Source organism: uncultured Marinobacter sp. (assembly GCF_963974375.1).
Taxonomy (GTDB): Bacteria; Pseudomonadota; Gammaproteobacteria; order Pseudomonadales; family Oleiphilaceae; genus Marinobacter.
In genome coordinates this window covers 1-4352 of sequence record NZ_CAXBDN010000318.1, presented here as the reverse complement: position 1 = coordinate 4352, position 4352 = coordinate 1, and the positions used below count along the sequence as shown (strand labels likewise).

Genomic DNA, 4352 nt, shown 5'->3' with positions numbered 1-4352 from the left:
TAGCGCCGCATGTTATCCACATCCCGCTCCAGCATCCGGCTGGCGTTGTTGTTGCCGGCGGCGTTGACGGCCTGGGGCAGGTCAATGATGACCGGGCCGGTGGTGTCGACCAGCACATTGAATTCTGACAGGTCACCGTGAATCAGGCCGGCGCTGAGCATTTTCACGACATCCTGCAATACCTTCTGATGGTAGCTGCGGGCGGTTTCGGGACTCAGGTTGATGTCATCCAGTCGCGGGGCGGCCTTGCCCTCGCTGTCTGCGATCATCTCCATCAGCAACACGCCGTCAACAAAACCAAAGGGTTCGGGCACCCGCACGTCGGCGGCAGCGAGCCGGTAGAGCGCATCCACCTCGGCGCTGAGCCAGGCCTGTTCCTGCTCTTTCTGGCCATACTTGGTTTTGCGGTTGATCGCCCGTGCCTGACGACTGTTACGGACCTTGCGACCTTCCTGGTACTCAACAGCCTGCTTGAAACTGCGTTTCTGGGCTTCCTTGAAGACTTTGGCGCAGCGCACATGTTCGCCACAGCGGACCACGTAAACCTGTGCTTCCTTGCCGCTCATCAACTGGTACAGGACTTCGTCGATCAGGCCATCGTCGACCAGAGGTTGCAGGCGCTTGGGGACCTTCATTTCAGACTTGCTTTCATTGGAACGCTACTTTCACGTCAGGAATGGATTAATGTTTCGGACAGGCACATCTTACGGTTCGCAGCCCTTCCTGGGAATAGGGGGCTGCCGCCGGCTGAAACCTAAATGAATGTTCATCGATTTGTTGATCGGAACTTGTCCGGATTCGCTATCCTGAGATTTCATCCTGTACGGAGCGCATGACATGACTTTCCCCTTTTCCGGGAGCAGAAACCGATGACCGACTGGCTGATGGCCAATCCCCATGCCGGCGATGGTGATCGTGGCGGTCCGTTCTGGAGAGATTGCCTCGAGAAGGCTGGTATCCGTGATCTCCGCCTGTGTGACCTGGATGATCAGAGCTGGATCAGAACACTCAGTGCCGATGACCGTGTGCTGGTGGCCGGGGGTGATGGCTCGGTGAATCTGGCGGCAGCTTTCTGTGTTGAACGGGGGACCACCCTGGCGGTGCTTCCTTCCGGCACCGCCAATGACTTCTTTCGCAATCTCGGGCTTGCTGATGATCCACAGACCCTTTGCCGCATCATTGCAGAAGGCCATACCCGTGAGGTGGACGTCGCCATGGCCGGGGACACGCTGTTTCTGAACGTTGCCCATGTGGGGTTGGGGACGGCGCCGGTTACCGAGCAGGAGTCCTCGCAGAAAAAGCTGTTCGGTCGTTTCAGTTATGGCCTGACGTTTCTGCGGCGAGTGTCCGAGAAACGGGGCTTTCACGGGGTGATTGCCACGGAGTCCGGGCAGGTAGGTGGTCGCTGGTTGTCCATTGCGATTGCCAACGGCGCCTATTTCGGCGGTGGTAATGAAGTACCCGGCGCCTCCCTGGATAATGGCCAACTGGTCATTGTGGGTGTTCGCCCAAGACCTCTGTGGCGCCTTGCGCTGGCATTTTTCATGACCCGGATGGGACGCCCGCCCCGGGATAACCAGGTCATCGTCCGGTTGCAGGGTACCCGGTGCCGGCTGACGACGGCAAAGCCCAAGACCATCACCCTCGACGGTGAGGTTGCCGATAAAAAGACACCACTCGAAGTAATCTGCAAGGCTGGCGCATTGCGAGTGGTCTGTGGACATGTTAATGGTTGACCAACGGGCTGTATATTGAACGTCTGCTGGCTCAGCAGGTTAATGAAATAGCCAGAAGGGACACTCGTTGTAACAGGTCGTTCTGGAACTGTGCACAACCCGATCCCTGCCTCAGGAGAAGCCGTCATGCTCAATGGAACTGTCCGTCGCGTTGCGATCATCGGATCTAATCGCATTCCCTTTGCCCGCTCCAATACGGCCTATGCGGAACTGAGTAACCAGACCATGCTGACCGACACCCTCAAGGGGCTGGTTGGTGCGTTTGGTCTGCAGAATGAACGCCTGGGGGAGGTGGCCGGCGGCGCCGTGCAGAAGCACGCCCGCGACTGGAACCTGGTGCGGGAATCCGTTCTGGGGTCCGGGCTGCACCCCCAGACACCTGCCTACGACGTACAACAGGCCTGCGGCACCAGTCTGGAGGCGACGATTCTGGTCGCCAACAAGATTGCGCTGGGCCAGATTGATGCCGGTATTGCCTGTGGCACGGATACCACCTCTGACATTCCCATGGGCGCCAATTCTGACCTGCGCCGGGAGCTGGTTCGGCTCAATTCGGCAAAAACCACCAGCCAGCGGCTGGGGCAGGCGCTCAGACTGCTCCGCCCCAGGCACCTGTTGCCGGAAATGCCGGCACAGGGCGAACCACGTACCGGTCTCAACATGGGCCAGCACGCCCAGTTGACAGCAACCCGCTACGGCATCAGCCGTGAGGCCCAGGATGAACTGGCCCTGGCCAGTCATGAGAACCTTCTGAAAGCCTATCAGGACGGGTTTTTTGATGACCTGATCATGCCCTACCATGGGCTGCAGCGGGACAACAACCTGCGCGGTGAGGGCTCCATGGAAAAGTTGGCCCGGCTCAAACCGGCGTTCGGTGAGGACGGCACCATTACCGCCGCCAACTCCACACCCTTTACCGACGGTGCTGCTGCGGTACTGATGGCTTCCGAAGAATGGGCGGCGGCCAAAGGGCTTCCGGTGCTGGCCTACATCACCGCCGGTGAGACGGCGGCGGTGGATTTTGTCGATGAGCGTGAGGGTCTGCTGATGGGCGGTGCCTACGCAATCCCCCGGATGCTGGCCAGGCACGGGCTGGCCCTTCAGGACTTTGATTTCTATGAGATTCATGAGGCCTTTGCGGCGGTAGTGCTGTGTACCCTTGACGCCCTGGCGTCAGATGCCTTCTGCCGTGAGCAGCATGGACTCGACAAGGCTCTGGGTGAAATTGACCGAAGCCGGCTGAACGTCAAGGGCAGTTCGATTGCGACAGGTCATCCGTTTGCCGCTACCGGAGCCCGCATTGTCGGAACCCTGGCCAAGACACTGGACGAGAAGGGCAGTGGCCGGGGGTTGATCTCGGTCTGTGCCGCTGGTGGTCAGGCGGTGACTGCGATCCTTGAGAAGTAAACAAACCCCACGCCTGTTCGCTACACCCAGTTTGCACACCTTACGGAGTCTGTCATGTCCGATTATCTGATCAACCTGAACCAGAATCCAATGACTTCCTGGCTCACCAAAGCCGTGGGGCTGCCTAATCCTGTGGAGCTGGCCCGCTCTGACGAGGGCTATCAGAAGCAGCCATTCAAAGGCAAAACAGCGCTGCTGCTATCGGTCCCCGGGGGCTATGCCGGCACCAGCGTGGGCGAAGTACTGACCGCGGCCGGCGCGATTGTGCTGAATGAGCTTTCTTCAGCGCCGGGCGCCAGGGCTGATCTGGTCGTCTTGGACGCCACAGGCTGTGGTGAGCCGGATGACTACAAGGCCCTGTATGAGGCGTTCCAGCCCATCCTCAAACGCATTGCCCAGAACGGCCGGATTCTGCTGCTGGCCGGGATACCTGAAGCCGGTGACGATCCCGTAACGGCGGCCCTGGCCCGAGGACTGGAAGGCTTTGGCCGCTCCCTGGGCAAGGAGCTTGGCAAGTACGGCACCACCGTCAACCTGGCCTATGTGGCCAAAGACGCGGTTGACCGGCTGGACGGTGTGGTGCGGTTTTTCTGTGGCGTGCAGTGCACTTATGTCAGTGGTCAGAGTTTCCGGGTGACCGCTGGCGTGAGCGCTCCGGCGTCCGTGCCTGTTACCGCGGTGCTGGGCGGCAAGGTTGCGCTGGTGACCGGCGCCGCTGGTGGTATTGGTCTTGCCACGGCGCAGCGACTGGCCCAGGAGGGCGCCCGGTTGATCTGCCTTGATGTGCCGGCAGTGAAGGAGACTCTGGATAAAGTCTGTGCCGACATGGGTGCTACCGCGCTGGCGCTGGATATCACCGGGGCCGATGCCCCCCGGGTGGTGGCAGATTTCGTGATGGAACACTTCGGAGGAGTGGACGTGGTGGTCCATAACGCCGGTATAACCCGTGACAAGACGCTGGCCAACATGAAGCCGGAGTTCTGGAACCAGGTGCTCAGCGTCAACCTGGCGGCTATTCTGGCGGTGGACAAGGTGCTTCTGGCGGAGCAGGTACTCCGGGATGAGGGACGCATGGTGTATCTGTCGTCCATGAGTGGTATTGCCGGCAATTATGGTCAGACCAACTACGCCACCACCAAGGCTGCGCTCATTGGCTATGTAGCGGCACAGGCACCCTTGTTGGCGGCGCGGGGCATCTGCACCAACGCC

The 4352-nt window shown here is 60.1% G+C and carries 4 protein-coding genes; 3 read left to right on the top strand and 1 reads right to left on the bottom strand.

The genetic code is table 11. From position 1 onward, the window contains the following. Positions 1-635: PA4780 family RIO1-like protein kinase (locus AAC035_RS19115; protein ID WP_339806702.1), on the bottom strand; the 635-nt coding region annotated here is incomplete at its 3' end. Positions 636-869: 234 nt separating this feature from the next. On the opposite strand from AAC035_RS19115, the gene AAC035_RS19110 reads away from it, so the two are divergent. The 3 genes from AAC035_RS19110 to AAC035_RS19100 all read left to right on the top strand — a co-directional run. Then, positions 870-1736 (top strand): diacylglycerol kinase family protein, encoded by an 867-nt coding sequence (locus AAC035_RS19110; RefSeq protein ID WP_339806701.1) that lies wholly within the window; start codon positions 870-872, stop codon positions 1734-1736. A gap of 126 nt (positions 1737-1862) precedes the next feature. Further along, positions 1863-3143 carry an acetyl-CoA C-acetyltransferase gene (locus AAC035_RS19105; protein WP_339806700.1) on the top strand — a complete coding sequence of 427 codons (1281 nt, stop codon included), beginning with the start codon at positions 1863-1865 and terminating at the stop codon, positions 3141-3143. 54 nt (positions 3144-3197) lie between these two features. Continuing rightward, a partial coding sequence (locus tag AAC035_RS19100) for an SDR family NAD(P)-dependent oxidoreductase (protein WP_339806699.1) occupies positions 3198-4352 on the top strand: 1155 nt, incomplete at its 3' end.

What these genes read in the sequence shown, in the direction of transcription:
- AAC035_RS19110 (WP_339806701.1), top strand. Translation starts at nt 870, where the DNA reads ATGACCGACTGGCTGATGGCCAATCCCCATGCCGGCGATGGTGATCGT.
- AAC035_RS19105 (WP_339806700.1), top strand. Translation starts at nt 1,863, where the DNA reads ATGCTCAATGGAACTGTCCGTCGCGTTGCGATCATCGGATCTAATCGC.